Consider the following 15,977-nt stretch of genomic DNA (forward strand, 5'->3'; position numbering starts at 1 on the left):
GGCCACACGTTTGTCGACTCCTGTGGCGGCGAAGAAGTTTGCGCCGTGCGTCTAGCTGACAGAAATGTAATTTTTCGATCAGCGTAGTGACATGTTTGATTTGATATTGTCTACGCGAGACTGTCGTTCTGACGGGCCGACGGTCCGGTTTGTATCTCTGCTACGTTGTACTCCTTCTTAGAGATCCGCGCCCGCTGGGCGCTTTTTTTTTGCGGCTCCCTCACCCTCGACACGAAGCTGACATAAATGTAATCACACGCCCGTTAGCGATATGGCACATTTCAGCTCATCGCTTCGCTAAGACGCGAGTAACCTGATTTTCGAGCACGGGGCACCAAGCCATGCAATACAAGACGTCGAGACGAACCTTTGTGAAGGGATTAGTCGCAACAGGACTGTTCGGGGGCCTTGGGCTGTGGAGATCTCCAGTCTGGGCATTGACCAGTCCCGGCCAGCCAACCGTCCTTGCCGGAACCGAATTCGACCTGGTCATTGGCGAAACGCCTGTGAACATTACGGGCAGCCCGCGGACTGCGCTCACCATCAATGGCACGATTCCTGGCCCTTTGCTGCGCTGGCGAGAGGGCGATACGGTCACCTTGCGGGTGGCCAATCGGCTCCAAGAAGACACATCCATTCATTGGCATGGAATCATTCTCCCAGCGAATATGGATGGCGTCCCAGGCCTAAGCTTCCATGGCATCGCTCCGGACGGAATGTACGAATATAAATTTCAAGTGAACCAGCACGGCACCTACTGGTACCACAGTCACTCAGGTTTTCAGGAGCAGGCCGGGGTTTATGGTCCGTTGGTCATCGACGCTAAAGAACCAGAGCCATTTGAGTACGACCGCGACTACGTCGTCATGCTGACAGACTGGACGGACGAGAGCTCGGACGAAATCATGGCCAAGCTGAAAAAGCAGTCCGACTATTACAACTTTCATCAGCGTACCGTTGCTGACTTCATTCGAGATGCAAAGCAGGACGGGCTGGGCGCGACGCTCGCCGACCGCAAGATGTGGGCGCAGATGAAGATGAGCCCAACAGACCTGGCTGATGTCAGCGGTTACACCTACACCTATCTGTTGAATGGCCTAGCGCCGAACGGCAACTGGACGGGATTGTTCAAACCCGGTGAGAAGCTTCGTCTGCGCTTTATTAACGGTTCGGCCATGAGCTACTTCGACGTTCGTATTCCAGGGCTAAAGATGACTGTGGTGGCCGCAGACGGGCTCCACGTCGAGCCGGTTAGCGTTGACGAATTTCGCATCGCGGTGGCCGAGACTTATGACGTAATCGTCGAGCCTGAGCAGGAACAGGCGTACACCATCTTCGCTCAGTCGATGGATCGCACGGGGTTCGCTCGTGGCACCCTAGCCGTTCGCGAGGGCTTGAGCGCACCCGTTCCCGAGACAGATCCCAGGCCTGAATTAAGCATGCAGGACATGGGAATGGATCACGGAAGTATGGCCGGGATGAGTCATGACTCTAACCAGCCGATGTCTGACATGGACCATGCCCAGATGGGGCACGGCTCGATGGACCACGGTCAGATGGGAGCAATGGATCATGGGGCCATGGGTGCAATGCAGCAGCATCCCGCCACCGAAGAGGGAAATCCTCTGGTCGATATGCAGACCATGACGCCGACGCCAAAGTTGGATGACCCGGGGCTTGGGTTACGCGACAACGGCCGACGTACTTTGACTTATGGCGACCTGAGAAGCGCCTTCCCCGATCCGGACGGGCGCGAGCCGAGCAGAACCATCGAACTGCATCTTACCGGTCATATGGAACGGTTCTCGTGGTCGTTCGATGGCGTCGAGTTTTCCGATGCAGAGCCGCTGCGTCTTACTTACGGTGAGCGAGTCCGCATTACTCTGGTCAACGACACGATGATGACCCACCCGATCCACTTGCATGGAATGTGGAGTGACCTGGAAGACGAAAACGGCGACTTCCTTGTACGCAAACACACGATCGACATGCCACCGGGCTCCAGGCGCAGTTATCGCGTCACGGCCGATGCATTGGGCCGCTGGGCCTATCATTGTCATCTGCTGTTCCATATGGAAATGGGCATGTTCCGTGAAGTCCGTGTTGATGAACGAGCCTGAGGAGTCGCAGCGATGACGGTTTGCAAATACCAGAAACTTACCGGCCGCGCATTCATGGCGGCTTTGCTGAGCGTGGCCTCCCCAATCAGCGTGCTCGCAGCCGAAGGACATACGGGACATCAGGGTGCCTCTCCTTCGGTTGAGCGAAGCGAACAGTCCCCCAGCATGAGCCACAGCCAGCACGGATCGAGCAAAGCGGGGCAAGGTTCGATGCAGCACGGCGATATGGATCACGGCCAGATGGACCACGGTTCGATGCAGAACGGTGATATGGATCACAGCCAGATGGACCACGGTTCGATGCAGAACGGTGATATGGATCATAGCCAGATGGACCACGGTTCGATGCAGCACGGCGATATGGATCACAGCCAGATGGACCACGGTTCGATGCAGCACGGCGATATGGACCACAGCCAGATGGGCAACGGTTCGATGCAGCACGGCGATGTGGACCCCAGCTACGGTGAGCCAATACAAAGCAACACGCATGGCGTTCACGACGTAAATGGAATTGCCCAGCCATCATTTATTCCGGCCTTGACTGATGCTGACCGCGCTGCTGCATTTCCGGCCATTCAAGGCCACACGGTCCACGACAAGATGCCTTACGCTTTCCTTCTGTTCGATCAGCTTGAGTATCAGGATGCTGATGCAGGCAGTGCGCTGGCGTGGGAGCTTGGCGGATGGTGGGGAGGAGACGTTGACCGAATCTGGTTGCGCTCCGAGGGCGAGCGTACCAACGGCGTCACAGAAGAAGCCGAGGTGCACGTGTTGGCGGGACATGCTATCGGTCCCTGGTGGGAGCTAGTCGCCGGCGTCAGGCAGGACTTCAAACCGGGCTCACCCCAAACCTGGGCGGCGGTTGGTGTGCAAGGAATGGCATTGTACGGCTTGGAAGTTGAAGCCACCGCTTACCTGGGCGAAGCCGGTCAAACGGCTGCTCGGCTGGAAGCAGAATATGACGTTCTGCTGACAAACCGTCTGGTTTTGCAGCCAGTGGCGGAGCTGAATTTTCAGGGCAAGGATGATGCCAGGAGAGGCACTGGCTCTGGCTTAAGCGAGGCCGAAGTCGGCTTGCGCCTCCGCTATGAGATTGTTCGTGAGTTCGCACCCTATGTCGGCGTTAGCTGGGGTAGAAGCTATGGGCAAACAGCTGACTTTGCCCGAGAGGAAGGCGAAGAAATCGAGTCGGCGCGCTTCGTCGCTGGCATCAGGATGTGGTTTTAGGATCGAACAATGAAAAAGATAGTGGGCACGTTAGTGGTGGCGTTCGCAGTGTTCGCGAGCGCTGTCGCCGGAGCTGTGTATTTTGGCGTGGTTAGTGTAGCGGCGGACGAGCCGCACGCAGAGATTGTGCATGGTTTTCTTGAGGCGGCTCGGAACCGGTCCATAGCGGTTCGCGCGGAGTCGATCGAAGTTCCCAATCTCGAAGGTGCCGATAAGGTGCAGGCAGGCTCGGGTAACTACGATGCGATGTGTGTCAGTTGCCATCTCAAGCCAGGACAGACCGCGTCGGAGCTTAGCAAGGGGCTGTATCCGTCTCCGCCCAACTTGACTCAGACCGGAGTCAGTGGGGACCCCGCGAGAACATTTTGGGTCATCAAACATGGCATCAAGGCTTCCGGCATGCCCGCCTGGGGACGAAGCATGGAAGATCGGTACATCTGGGAAATGGTGGCATTTTTGGGCGAGTTACCGTCCCTGAGCGCTGAGGAGTACCGGAAGTTAGTTGCCGCCAGTGGAGGCCACTCGCATGGTGGAGGCGAAACCGCACCACACGGTGATCATCATAGCGGCGAACAAGGAGCGGATGGCCACGCAGAGGACCATCACGGCGCGGCTGAAGGCGGTCAGCCTTCCCAAATGCAGCCGAATACACACATCCATGCCGATGGCAAGGAACATTTACATGAGCATTAAGCCCAGCAAAGCCTGGTCAGCGATAGCTCCCCTGTTCTTCGCAGCCATCCATGCTTACGCGTCGTCTCCACAGCTTACCGTCGAGGTCCACCGAGACGCCAATTGTGGCTGTTGCAAGAGTTGGATCTCGTACATGGAGTCGAAGGGCTTTGAAGTGATCGACCGAGTCGAGCAAGACATGATCAAGGTCAAGAGCGATCTGCAGGTACCCCGTCACCTCGCTTCATGTCATACAGCCACCCTCAACGGCCGGTTTATCGAAGGCCATGTTCCGGCTGCGCAAGTCATCGAGCTATCGAAGCGCTCCGACCTGGCAGGTATCGCTGTCCCTGGCATGCCGGCGGGATCGCCGGGAATGGAAGTACCCGGCATTGCGCACCCGTACGAAGTCATTGGAGTGAGTGTTGGAGAAGAAAAGGTCATAGCCACCTACCCGTGAGCCGATCCCGCAGGCGTCGATCTGGTTTTTCGGACAGATGCGTTAGCGATACACGTTTTTCCACGACCACCCGTCGCGTTCCAGTAAGGCGGTCATTATTTCACGCCGCCTGCTGCCCGATTTCATGGCTTTAGCTAGATTGATTGTGATTCCTTGTCTAGCTAGCGGAGCGAGGTCGGGGGTGGGTGCACTACTCGACGGCCTCATGGTGGACATGAAGCCACTCTCGACCATTTTCACGTACTGATCGAGCGTTTCCCGCAGCATATGCAAGGCGAGCTGTCGCTCATGCGATCCTGAGGTCTCAGCGCCGAGAAGCAGATGACAAGTTTCGTCTAGCCGGACGATAGCCGGAATGACAGCCATTTCCGGATCGCTCGCATGGAAATAATGGATGACCGGAAACGAGTGATGATTGGTGATGTGCTCTATCAACATCTCGTTCAGGTTCGCTACGTGCGAATAAAACGGATCAAACGTTTCGCCCGTCCAGCTGTTGATGAGGATGTCTTGTGGGGGTCGGCCCCATGGAGTTGACATAGAGGCTGAGCTTATTTTGCACAGTCACCGCGGACAGTACCTGCACAAAATAGGTAATGGCGGTCGTGATGAATGCGAGACCGGCGAAAGCCGCGATGTCTGTCAACAGTCGCCAAACATCTGCAGACGCTTTGTAGTCACCCACGCCAAGTGTGGCGACCGTAAAGCCGGCGTAATACAGCTTCTCAAGCGGTGTGGTCGGCGACTCGGTGCTGCTTGAGACAACCGACCCGGTGTCCGCCATTAACAGCAGGAAGAACCCCAGCCAAAGCCCAATGATCCAGACTCCCAAAATAGAAACCAGCATGCTCGGCCCGGCATATTCGAGCAGTTTTGAACCACCTCTTTTCTTCGCTGCCGCCAAAGAAAGGAGTCCATACCAGCCAGATCGTTGCTGAAGATAGACTGCCGGCTCCGCGCGTGGAAAAAACCGTTTTGATGATATCTGCAATGACCAGGACAGAAAGCACTGCACCGGCTCCCAGGAATAAGTAGTTCATCTCACCTTCTCGGTTGTCCAGGCGGAGTCCACCTCCACCTCAACGGCGAAGTTTGGCTCCGATTTGAGTATTCATGGTCGGGCTCGCCCCGCACGTACGCTACCCAGAGCTTTTCATGATGTGTGAATACTTCAGTCCGGCCACAAAGACCACGCCGCCAAAGGCGTTGCCTATCACTGACCAGAGCAAGAAAACAAAGTAACTGGCTGAGTCCTCGACTTCTCCCGAAAACACACCCATCAAAATCTCCACGGTGCCGGCAACCGAATGGTGCATGCCGCCCAGGCCAATGAGCATGGTCGCCAGCCACACACATGCAATCTGGCTTATCGTGTCGCGGTAAGCGGTGACTAACCATGCGAGTAATCCCATCAGCCAGCCGGCCGTCACACCGCTAACCAGCATGACCCACCAGGGCTTGGCAAGCAGCCGATGCGCAATGTCACCGAAAACCCCTTGATCAACTACGCCAAGTGCCGGGCCTAACACGGCCGCCATCGCTGAGAAAACCGCTGCGCCGAGTACGTTCGCAGCCAGCACAATGCTCCATAGGCGTAGCAACGCCCCTGCGCCTGCCCGACGTGATAGAACCGGCTGGATAGCTGAAGCGGTTTGTTCAGTAAACAGGGCCGAGTAACCAACCACGACGAAGATAAAGCCGATCGAATAGAGATTCGCGTTGATGAAGGTTATCGCAGCGGTTGGTAAGACGCCTTCAAACAAAGTTGAATTGATGGCCATCGCAAACGGGCCAAACCCGACATCAAGCCCTGCGGTGACTCCGGACATGAACAGCGCGATAGCTGGCCGTCTGAGCTCCTCCTCGGCGCGAGAAGTTTGTTGCTCGAGGATGGTGTGGTAGTTCTTCTGCGCCTCTTCGCGCGGATAATCCAGTCTCAGTGAACGGTGACCGCCTTCACTCGGCTTCGTTGTTTCCCGTCGCTGCTCGCTGTCTTACAGGCCCACTTCTTTACCGTTACGTAGCCGAAATCGAAAAACGGCCCGGTCTAGGCCTCTTTTTGCTAGATAGCAATGAGCCAGAGAAGTTCAGGCCGAAAGAATATTACATTTCTGTAAGCTTGGCCGCGAACGTGAAACCTCATGGTGCCTGCCGGGTCAGCTTTGTAGTAAGCCGGCCCTGACGTCCAACCAGCACAATGAGGGGAAACATGATGCCTGGGAAATTTAGCCAAGTCGCAGCAGGTGCAGTGATCGGGCTCGGCCTGATTATCTTGGTAGCGCTTATGGTTGGGCTCGGAGTTGCTTATACAGGGGCCTATAACGTCGCTGCGACCCAGGATCACCAACCTATCGTGCGCTGGGCTCTCGAAACGACCATGAGGAATTCGGTCGCTGACAGAGCAGACGACATCGAAGCCCCTCCCCTTACTGACGTTATGGTTGCTGCCGGGGCGAAACGCTACAAGGCAATGTGCCAGCACTGCCACGGCGGACCTGGTGTGGAGAAAAGCGAGTGGGCCAAAGGCATGTTGCCACAGCCGCCGCATCTTCCAGAGGTAGCCTCGGAGTGGAAGGCAAACGAAGTGTATTGGTTAGCGAAACACGGAGTGCGGATGAGCGGGATGCCGGCCTTCGGGCCAACCCATAGCGACGACCAGCTATGGGAAATCGCGGCATTTGTCAAACGCTTGCCCGGCATGACACAGGACACTTATGCCAGCTTTGAAAACTCACCAGGACACGGTAACTGAAGGAAAAACTCTATGAGCATGTCTTATTGGCGTTTCGCAGCAATGGTCGCCACCTCAACGATCATCATGTATGGCGTGATGTACCTCAATACCTACGCGTTTGAACACGTGTTATGGAGCGAAACCCGAGCCTGGATGGCGCTTGTTATGGGTGCTGTCATGGCAGTGGTAATGCTTAGCTTCATGCTCAACATGTACCAGAAAAAGCCGATCAATATTGGCATCTTCGCCGGCAGTGCTTTGCTATTCGTCGCTGCGCTATGGCTAGTCCGCAGCCAGGCCACGATCGGGGACGCAGAGTATATGAAAGCGATGATACCGCACCACTCGATTGCGATCATGACAAGTAAGCGCGCACAGATTTCCGACCCTCGCGTGCGCAAGCTCGCCGACGAGATCATCGATGCGCAACGCCGGGAAATCTCAGAGATGAAATATCTCATTCGCGACTTGGAGAGGGCCGACTGATGCTGATCCGATCACAGCACCCCACTCGCCACGCACTGCTATCGTCACTGGCATTTGCTACTGCCGTCCTCGCTGGGTGCGGCGACCCCGCACCTGGAGAGGGTATGGAAAATTCAATGATGCAAAAGCCATCGCCCGAGCTGGTTAGCGCCCAGGAAGCTATCAACAACCCTGATATTCCTGCTATCGACCCTCAGACAATGCAGGGAGCCGAGATCGTTAAGGTCTTGGGGAGTGTTCCGCAGTGTGTATTTCGGTATACCGCAGAAAGCCCTCCCATACTTGCGATCAGTCAATCCAATCAAGACGCAGGATCCCAGGCCGTGGCCAAAATTCACGGCCGCTTTGCAGCTGACGTCCGACCAAAAGCCAAGCTATGAAAGCTTACAACAGGGCCTTTTGTTCGCAGCGGATGGAATGACGATGCGTGTGGTGTCGGAAGAACTGGAAAAACCCGAATCAGGAAAACAAGTCACGGCGGAACTGCATTTCTCGCTCCAGCAAGGATTAAACGTAGGCTATCTAGGCTGGTATGAGTGCGACGCACCTTGATAGACGTCGTGACAGCGATCAAAGCACTGCGCGAGGCGGGTTTTACTCGATTTTTGTGGCGGATTCTTGAGTTGAGTCAGGTAACGCTTGGTTAGCGGGCGGCACACTACCCTTTTGATAGCCGTGCAGACGCGGCTAAGGAAGCGAGCGTGGTCAAATCATCATCAACGCACTCACACGAAGCAATGCCTGAAGGGCACGGTGCGGAGTTCAGAGACCCTGTTTGCGGCATGCTGGTCAAGCCGGATAGCCCGTACCAAACACATCATGCCGGAAAAGCGTTTTATTTTTGTAGTCATAAATGCCAGGTTCGTTTTGACGCGGCGCCATCGCAATATCTTCAACCCAGCCGCCCAAGCGCAGATGCCGACGCCAAGAAGGACGACAACACAGAGTACACGTGCCCTATGCACCCGGAGGTGCGGCAGATAGGTCCAGGAAGTTGTCCAATATGCGGGATGGCGTTGGAGCCGGTGCTGCCTGATCTGGAAAACGAAAGCAATCCTGAACTTGAGGATTTCTCTCGGCGGTTTTGGGGGACGCTGCCCTTCACAGTGGTTGTCACAGCTCTGGCCATGTTTGGACATGGGCTGGATGTTTTCCACGGGCAATCGCAGAACTGGATTGAGCTTGCGCTGGCTTCGCCAGTAGTGCTGTGGGGCGGCCTGCCGTTCTTCGTTCGGGGTTTGGCCTCGGTGCAACAGCGCAGCCCAAACATGTGGACGTTGATTGGTCTGGGAACGGCTGCAGCGTATGGCTACAGCCTGGTGGCAACAGTGCTACCGGGGCTATTCCCAACCTCCTTCTCCGTGGGTGGGCGCATCGGGGTCTATTACGAAGCCGCCGCAGTGATTATCTCGCTAACACTCCTGGGTCAGATGATGGAGCTGCGCGCACGCTCAAAGACATCATCGGCAATCAAAGCTCTTTTAGGACTCTCTCCCAAAACTGCAAGGCGGATCAATAGTGACGATAGCGAAGAAGACATTCCGCTGGAGCACGTTCATTTAGGCAATAAATTGCGGGTTCGTCCGGGCGAGAAGGTTCCTGTAGACGGGGTGGTCACTGAAGGAGAGAGTGCCGTCGACGAGTCGATGCTGACGGGGGAGCCCGTGCCGGTAACCAAGCGGCCAGGTGACACCGTGATCGGAGCGACCCTCAATTCCCACGGCTCACTGATCATCGAAGCGACCCGTGTCGGTTCTGAAACGATGCTATCCCAGATCGTGCAAATGGTCGCCAATGCACAACGTTCCAAGGCCCCTATGCAGCGCATGGCCGACTCGGTTGCGGGCTATTTTGTAATCGTAGTGGTCGCCATCGCCATCGCTACATTCTTTGCCTGGGGGCTGTTTGGTCCGGATCAAGGCTGGGTATTCGGTTTGATCAACGCTGTCGCGGTATTGATCATCGCTTGCCCTTGCGCATTGGGGCTCGCCACGCCCATGTCCGTCATGGTCGCCACGGGCAAGGCCGCTAACAGCGGGGTGCTGTTCCGCGACGCTGCAGCCATCGAGAACTTCAAAAAGGTTACCACGCTGATCGTCGATAAGACTGGAACCTTGACCGAAGGCCGCCCCGTTTTCGAGCACGCCGAAGGTCACGGGGAGTTCGATGCAGGCGAAGTGCTGCGACTAGCAGCCAGCCTTGATCAGGGGAGTGAACATCCCTTGGCACATGCCATCGTGGATTATGCTCGTTCGCAAGGCGTGGAGTTGGTGGCTCCAGAGGGTTTCGAGTCGGAGTCGGGTATTGGCGTCCGTGGCCAGGTGGAGGGGCGCTCACTTCAGCTCGGCAACACCGCATTGATTGAGGGCGCAGGTATCGACGTCAGCCCTCTCAAATCGAAGGCTGAAGAGTGGCGTGAGCGCGGGAGCAGCGTCATGTTTCTTGCGGCGGATGGTCGCCTCGCCGGTGCCCTGGCTGTCTCTGATCCGATTAAGCCAACATCCAGAGAGGCGGTATCGCGCCTTCATGACGAGGGCATCCGCATCATCATGGCGACAGGAGACGGTTTGACCACCGCGCGAGCGGTAGCGAAAGAGTTAAACATCGACGAAGTCCACGGGGAGGTCAAACCGCAGGACAAGGAGCAGCTTGCGTTGCGCTTACAGGCCGAAGGGCAGTTCGTGGCGATGGCCGGGGATGGCATCAATGACGCACCGGCGTTGGCCCGAGCTGATGTCGGTATCGCCATGGGAACCGGGACGGACGTCGCGATGAGCAGTGCACAGGTGACCCTGGTCAAAGGCGATCTGATGGGAATTTTACGCGCCCGCAGTTTATCGGTCTCCACGGTGCGGAACATGCGACAAAACTTGTTGTTCGCCTTCATGTACAACGGGTTAAGCATCCCTATAGCTGCCGGCGTGCTTTATCCATTTACAGGCTTGCTCCTGTCGCCAATGATCGCAGCGGTAGCGATGAGCTTGAGCTCAGCTTCGGTCGTGTTCAACGCCCTCCGGCTGCAACGCGAGTGATCACCTGGTTGTGTCTTTGAAAGATAAGCTGCCAGTCTTACTAGAATGCGAAAGGCAGCGAAGCGCACTGGGCCCTCCAGCAAGGGTAGGAAGCTCGACCTTATCCACAGCGATCGCTATCCGGGACCGAAGCTGTATGCGATGCAAATTGTCGAGCCAGTTTCTTCATTCCGCTAGCTTTTCCATTCCACATAAATGGCGACATGAGCGAGCGGGTGATGACTGTGTTGGAAAGCATGGTGCCGGCGCTTGAGGTATACAGTATCGACGAAGCCTTTGCCGATCTCTCCGGCGTCGCGGACCCGCTACAGCTGGGCCGAGAGTTGCGCGCTCAGGTGTTGAAACTGACGGGCATACCCACCGGCGTCGGCATCGCCCCCACCAAGACTCTGGCCAAGCTGGCCAACGCCGCCGCCAAGAAATGGCAGCGCCAGACCGGCGGCGTAGTCGATATCTGTGACCCGGGCCGCCGGGATAAAGTGCTCAAAGCCATGCCGGTAGAGGAGGTCTGGGGCATCGGTCGCCGTATGACCGCGCACCTTGCCGGAAGCAACATCACCACCGCCTGGGACCTGGCTCAGGCGGATGCCTGGACGCTGCGCAAACAGTACAGCGTGGTGGTGGAGAAAACAGCACGGGAACTACGCGGGACGGCCTGTCTGGAACTGGAGGAGGCCGCACCACCGCGGCAGGAAATCTGCTGCAGCCGCATGTTCGGTACACGCCTGACTACCATCGAACCCATCCGGGAGTCGGTGGCCACCTACGTCGCCCGCGCCTGCGAAAAGCTCCGCTCGCAGGGCTCGCTGTGCAAACGCGTGCGGGTGAGCATTCGCACCGGCATGTTCAATCCCGACGAAGCCAAATACGCCAAGGGCGTCGTATGCGAATTGCCCTATCCATCGGACGACACTCGCCTGATCACGGCTTATGCCGTGGCCGGGCTCGGTCAGATTTTTCGCGCAGGCTATGCCTACAGCAAGGCTGAGATCTTATTGCTCGACTTGCGTCAGCGTGGTGAATTCACCGACGACCTGTTCGCCGAAATCCAGCCCGAGGCAGCCGAACGCGTGATGAACGTGCTCGATCAGATCAACCAACGCTGGGGCAGGGGCACATTGCGGCCTGCGAGCGTGCCGCGCGCGCCGGAGTGGGGGATGCGACGCGAAATGAAAAGCCCGAGCTTCACCACGCGGTGGGAAGAGCTCTGGGGCGTGCGGTGCCGGTGAGCGAGCCTGCCACGTCATCGACGCGTGCTGGAGCCCGGCGGCGGGTAGGGAATGCTGCCCTTGAGTTCATCGATGCGCTCGCGCTCGAATTGCGGCAGAGGCAGTTCGCCGTTCTCCCGCCATTCGTTGACCTTCGCTTCGGCAGTGCGGGCTTTGCTTTCGGAAAGCCCCGTATCGCCGGCCAGATAAACGGTTTGTGACGGAAAGGCGAAGCCGGTTCCGCTCTCCTGGACGATATCGGCTATACGCAGATACAGGTCTTCCTGAATCTCCAGGAAATCGTCGTAGTCCTTTGCCAGCACGTAGGAGAACACTTCCAGATTGACCGAGGTTGCGCCGAACCCGGTGAAACGTATCCGCGCCGGATCGGGGTCGACCTGCGGATGTGCGTACAGCAACGAACGAATCTCGACCAGGAGATAGCGGATCTGATCCGGGGTCGTCTCATATCGCAGGCCCAGCGTAGGGTGAAACCAGAAACGGTCGCGGTGTGCGTAGTTTTCGATGACTTGCCCCGACAGATCGCCGTTGGGAATCACCACCATGGTGCGATCCAGGGTGCGAATACGGGTCGAGCGCATGCCGATCTGCTCAATCGTGCCGACGGTATCGCCCACTTTGCAGAAGTCGCCCACCCTGACCGGCTGATCAAGGATCAGGCTTACGCCGCCGACCAGGTTTTCGACTGTCTTCTGGGCACCAAGCGCGATGGCAATACCGCCAATACCTAGCGCCGCCAGGCCTGTGGTTACATCGAAGCCGAAGATATCCAGCACACTGATCGTGCCCAACGCCAGCAGCAATACCTTGAGACTGCGCCGGAAGAACATGATCGCGGACAAAGCGCCGAAGTTGGCCCTGCGCGTCATCCGTGAAAACAAACCGTCGGCGATCACATCAATCAGTCGCCACGCCAGCAGCAGGATGGCGAACCAGGCGACCAGTACAGTCACCTGACTGAAGTATTGCCGGACGATGATCGAAATCCCTGCGTTCTGGGCCGCCGTGACGAACAGCATTACGGCAAGGTATATCCGAATAGGCTGGGCGAAGGCCTGGACCAGGCCTGCCGGGTAGTTGGGAAAGCGTCGTTTCAGAATCTGCCGCGCCGCACCGATTACCGCCGCGACAAACAGTCGGGCAATCACATACGTCAAGACCGCCAGCAGCACCATGGCCAACCAGTGGCCGATCGGCACACCTTGCCATTTGCGCTGAATCAACACGCTCGGCAACAGCTGGTCGACAGTGGTGCTCAGGTTCTCGTCGAGGCTTTCGGGCAGGTATTTCAGCGTCTCGGAGGAGATTTGCCAGAGCGGCTCGTCAGTCTCCTGGGTGCGTTCCAGGTACAGCGGTACGACTTCGTCCTCAAGCGAAACCGAGCCGATCCGTTCCATATGCGGAGCCAGCCCATCATTCAGCTTGCCCTCCGGCTGGTCGCTTAGTGCCACCGACGGCTGAACATCGCCGCCCTGATCCAGCGCTATGCGCAAACGGCGGGCAATCTCAGCGCCGCCCTGTCGGGCAATTCGCCGCGGCAGCCCGGACAGATCCAGATACTCCGCTGCCTCGTCGTAGCTTTCCTCGGCCATTGCATGGATGTAACCGCCGAAGGCCCCACGGGGAGTGGTTCGCCCCAGCGGGTCTTCGGGCACCGCTGGCTGCTCCTCGGTTGCTTCGTCAGTCGCCTCCGGGGCGGGGCCCTGGGCGGCAACCGGTCCGCCGGTCATCCAGGCGATACTGATAAACAACAGGGCTAGCAGATACTGACGAGGTCTGGGGATAGGCATAGGCGTCCTGATCAGGCAGAAATGACGAAACAGCCGAAGGCGTGTGCAATGCCCCAAGTATAGCGTTACCTGAACAGACCCCACCTGACCTCGAGTTGCTCGAGATAGCCGCCGGAGCGAGGATACCTTCGGCTTCGAGCAAGAGATTGAGGGCTAGGTCCGCTTCCAGTTGCGTTTGGCGTGCATCTGCTGCGTGCAGTTGCAATGCGTAGCCGGAATGTCGAGTTCAGCGAGCGTTGCTTCCCTGCTCGACAGGCAACACCCTTAAATCATAACTTGAACCGCCCCATCTGATCCCCGAGATCCTGTGCTAGCTTCCCGAGGGTCTGGCAATCGTCCCGGCACGCCTGGACTTCGGTAAGCGTGGCGCGAGCGAGGTCGGCGATACCCTGGACATGTTTGGTGACATCGTCAGTGACAGCTGACTGCTCTTCAGTTGCCGTAGCCACCTGTACGTTCATATCGCTTATCGAGTCGATACCGTCCGCGATGAGGCTGAGCGATTCACCTGTCTGTTGGCTTGCGGCGACGCCCTTCACGGTTGCTTCCTGAACGGCATGCATTGACCTGACCGCCTCCACGGCGCCGTCCTGCAGTTCCCTGATAATCAGGTGTATCTCCTCCGTAGACGCCTGAGTGCGGCTCGCCAGCGTTCGCACCTCATCGGCGACCACGGCGAACCCTCGTCCCATTTCTCCAGCTCTGGCCGCCTCAATCGCGGCGTTAAGGGCTAGTAGATTGGTTTGTTCGGAGACACCACGAATCACGGAAAGCACTTTGTCGATCGACGCCACCTGCGCGGCCAACCGTGTGACGGTGTTTGCGGCGTCTCCGATATCGGCAGACATTGTTTCGATCTGCGAGACCGAACGGCCTACCACTGCTTTAGCTTCGATTGCCTGGTTGCGTGCTGTCTGCGAGGACTGTGCGGCGTTGCTGGCATTAAGAGCAATATCTTGGACGGTAAGCCCCATCTCATGAACGGAGGTGGCTACCATATCGGTCATTTCGTGCTGCTTATCTGCTCGCTTTGCTGTGTCCTCGACAACGCTGGAAACCTGCCCTACGGCAGTTCCGAGTCGCAGGCTGGTTGCTTTCACATCTGCAATCAAGGTTCGGAGAGTAGCGGTAAAGCCGTTAAAGCCTCGCGCCAAATCGCCCAGTTCGTCAGCTCTTCGGTCATCGAGACGGCGGGACAGATCGCCAGCGCCTCCGCCTATTTCGACAAGTGCCGACGTGACTTCCCGAATCGGGCGCACCATGCCGCGAGCCAGCAAAACTATCAGTACAAGAAATGCCAGAGCGACCCCCAGCCCAACCAGGCTAGTTTTCCACAGCAACTGGTGCGCTTCAGCATATATCTCGTTTTCAGGCACTTCGCTAACGAGAGTAAGGCCCAGGCTATCGAGTCGCTGGGCTAAAGCTAGGACTGTCTCTCCGTTCCGCTCGAAACGGACCACGTCTGTCCCACCGGCATTTAGCGCGTCAGCAGCGCCCGGGCCAATCAGGTCCCGGAGCGGCTGGCTGTTATTCAGGGCTGCATTCGGGTGAACCTTGACCTGACCGTCCTCGCCAACCAGATATACCATGCCGTGCTCGCCGAAGCGGAAGTCACCGATCAGTTCCGACATGCTTTGCAGGCTATATCCGAGTCCCGCTACGCCTAACGTTTTCCCCTCCAGCACAATGCGTTGGTTGATGAAAAGCGTCGGCTGCTTCGTTGCTTCATCTATGTCGATATCAGCGCTGCGTTCTACGGATCCGTCCACCAGGCTGTAGAACCAGGCGTCACCTTCATTTGCACGGTCAAGGGTGCGGGTAAGGCCATCCTCCGAATAATAGTTGCCGCTTTCCAGCACAGCAATGGACGTGGTGAGCGCGTTTTGCTGTGTCTTTACGGTCGCTAAATAGCGGACAAACGCCATCATCCGCTGAGGGTTCTCTCCATAGCCGAGCCAGTCCTGAATGAGGCTGTTTCCCGCGATGCTTGCGGTGGCTGTGACCGGTACGGTCAGTGCCCGATCCAGCTCACTCCTCACAGCGGTGACTTTCGAATGTAATGCCTCGCCGATCAGATACCGGTCAACCATGTGGTTTACTACGGAAGAGTACATCGCGATGACGATAAACGTACTGGCGAGCAGGGCAGCGCCCATGCTCAGTATCAGCTGACGCTGAATGCTTCGTTTCCAGAATTGCATTGAAATCTGCTCTTGCAAGTTGC

General features: G+C 57.3%; 13 protein-coding genes and 3 pseudogenes. 9 read left to right on the forward strand and 7 right to left on the reverse strand.

The annotated features are described in order from the left end of the window. The first annotated feature begins 341 nt into the window (after positions 1 to 341). The 4 genes from G3M63_RS09805 (at position 342) to G3M63_RS09820 (ending at position 4,482) form a co-directional block, all read left to right on the forward strand. Positions 342 to 2,120, forward strand: a complete 1,779-nt coding sequence (locus G3M63_RS09805) for a copper resistance system multicopper oxidase (protein WP_150302006.1) — start codon at positions 342 to 344, stop codon at positions 2,118 to 2,120. A gap of 165 nt (positions 2,121 to 2,285) precedes the next feature. Further along, on the forward strand, positions 2,286 to 3,350 hold the full coding sequence (locus tag G3M63_RS09810) for a copper resistance protein B (protein WP_256670017.1): 1,065 nt from the start codon (positions 2,286 to 2,288) through the stop codon (positions 3,348 to 3,350). Positions 3,351 to 3,359: 9 nt separating this feature from the next. Beyond that, positions 3,360 to 4,043 (forward strand): cytochrome c, encoded by a 684-nt coding sequence (locus G3M63_RS09815; RefSeq protein WP_150302005.1) that lies wholly within the window; start codon positions 3,360 to 3,362, stop codon positions 4,041 to 4,043. Further along, positions 4,033 to 4,482 (forward strand): DUF411 domain-containing protein, encoded by a 450-nt coding sequence (locus G3M63_RS09820; protein WP_223825105.1) that lies wholly within the window; start codon positions 4,033 to 4,035, stop codon positions 4,480 to 4,482. Before G3M63_RS09815 ends, G3M63_RS09820 begins: the two co-directional genes overlap by 11 nt. Positions 4,483 to 4,524: 42 nt before the next feature. On the opposite strand, the gene G3M63_RS09825 is transcribed toward G3M63_RS09820, so the two are convergent. From G3M63_RS09825 to G3M63_RS09835, 3 genes are all read right to left on the reverse strand, one after another. Then, complete coding sequence (locus G3M63_RS09825) at positions 4,525 to 4,920, reverse strand: hypothetical protein (protein ID WP_150302004.1); 396 nt, start codon at positions 4,918 to 4,920, stop codon at positions 4,525 to 4,527. 34 nt (positions 4,921 to 4,954) lie between these two features. Then, complete coding sequence (locus G3M63_RS09830; RefSeq protein WP_150302003.1) at positions 4,955 to 5,386, reverse strand: ion channel; 432 nt, start codon at positions 5,384 to 5,386, stop codon at positions 4,955 to 4,957. A 235-nt stretch (positions 5,387 to 5,621) separates the two neighbouring features. Continuing rightward, complete coding sequence (locus tag G3M63_RS09835) at positions 5,622 to 6,422, reverse strand: formate/nitrite transporter family protein (protein WP_150302002.1); 801 nt, start codon at positions 6,420 to 6,422, stop codon at positions 5,622 to 5,624. Between the two features lie 269 nt (positions 6,423 to 6,691). Here G3M63_RS09835 and G3M63_RS09840 point away from each other — a divergent pair, with 269 nt between their 5' ends. The 5 genes and pseudogenes from G3M63_RS09840 to G3M63_RS09860 form a co-directional block, all read left to right on the forward strand. Further along, complete coding sequence (locus G3M63_RS09840; RefSeq protein ID WP_223825104.1) at positions 6,692 to 7,234, forward strand: cytochrome c; 543 nt, start codon at positions 6,692 to 6,694, stop codon at positions 7,232 to 7,234. Positions 7,235 to 7,246: 12 nt separating this feature from the next. Further along, the gene (locus G3M63_RS09845) at positions 7,247 to 7,702 is read left to right on the forward strand and encodes a DUF305 domain-containing protein (RefSeq protein WP_150302001.1); all 456 of its coding nucleotides are present in this window, start codon (positions 7,247 to 7,249) and stop codon (positions 7,700 to 7,702) included. A gap of 104 nt (positions 7,703 to 7,806) precedes the next feature. Next, a complete protein-coding gene (locus G3M63_RS09850) occupies positions 7,807 to 8,082 on the forward strand; it encodes a hypothetical protein (RefSeq protein ID WP_163982914.1) in 276 nt (91 codons plus the stop codon). 357 nt (positions 8,083 to 8,439) lie between these two features. After that, complete coding sequence (locus G3M63_RS09855) at positions 8,440 to 10,734, forward strand: heavy metal translocating P-type ATPase (protein WP_150302025.1); 2,295 nt, start codon at positions 8,440 to 8,442, stop codon at positions 10,732 to 10,734. Positions 10,735 to 10,919: 185 nt separating this feature from the next. Next, positions 10,920 to 11,963 (forward strand): annotated as a pseudogene (locus tag G3M63_RS09860) (DUF4113 domain-containing protein); the annotation flags it as partial. 14 nt (positions 11,964 to 11,977) lie between these two features. Here the strand turns inward: G3M63_RS09860 and G3M63_RS09865 are convergent. From G3M63_RS09865 to G3M63_RS19735, 4 genes and pseudogenes are all read right to left on the reverse strand, one after another. After that, positions 11,978 to 13,753: a mechanosensitive ion channel family protein gene (locus tag G3M63_RS09865; protein ID WP_218573680.1), complete on the reverse strand. Its 1,776-nt coding sequence runs from the start codon at positions 13,751 to 13,753 to the stop codon at positions 11,978 to 11,980. A gap of 97 nt (positions 13,754 to 13,850) precedes the next feature. Beyond that, positions 13,851 to 13,964: pseudogene (locus G3M63_RS19530) on the reverse strand (efflux RND transporter periplasmic adaptor subunit); the annotation flags it as partial. Positions 13,965 to 14,022: 58 nt separating this feature from the next. Beyond that, on the reverse strand, positions 14,023 to 14,760 hold the full coding sequence (locus tag G3M63_RS19730) for a methyl-accepting chemotaxis protein (RefSeq protein WP_371923581.1): 738 nt from the start codon (positions 14,758 to 14,760) through the stop codon (positions 14,023 to 14,025). 120 nt (positions 14,761 to 14,880) lie between these two features. Further along, a pseudogene (locus tag G3M63_RS19735) lies at positions 14,881 to 15,954 on the reverse strand (cache domain-containing protein); the annotation flags it as partial. Between the last annotated feature and the right edge of the window lie 23 nt (positions 15,955 to 15,977).

This window comes from Pseudomonas sp. OIL-1 (assembly GCF_010669185.1).
GTDB classification, from domain to species: domain Bacteria; phylum Pseudomonadota; class Gammaproteobacteria; order Pseudomonadales; family Pseudomonadaceae; genus Halopseudomonas; species Halopseudomonas profundi.